Below are 235 nucleotides of genomic sequence, written 5' to 3'. Positions count from 1 at the left end.
GTCCGCGTATTTATCGAACATAACGATAACTTCCGCCTGCCAGCCAATCCAGAAACCCCGGTGATTATGATTGGCCCAGGCACCGGTATTGCGCCGTTCCGCGCCTTTATGCAGCAACGCGCCGCCGACGAAGCGCCAGGTAAAAACTGGCTGTTCTTTGGTAATCCGCACTTTACGGAAGACTTCCTGTACCAGGTGGAGTGGCAGCGCTACGTCAAAGATGGCGTGCTGACAC

1 protein-coding gene is annotated in these 235 nt (G+C 55.3%); it reads left to right on the top strand.

The genetic code is table 11. The features are described from left to right. Positions 1 to 235, top strand: a 235-nt coding sequence (locus NG901_RS16845; protein ID WP_252217100.1) for a hypothetical protein, incomplete at both ends; no start/stop codon positions are given.

The sequence above is a fragment of the Clostridium sp. CMCC3677 genome, from assembly GCF_023845585.1.
In the GTDB taxonomy this organism is placed as follows: Bacteria; Bacillota; Clostridia; order Clostridiales; family Clostridiaceae; genus Clostridium; species Clostridium aquiflavi.
The sequence above is the reverse complement of the archived record's forward strand: the minus strand, read 5'-3'. Positions and strand labels throughout refer to the sequence as shown.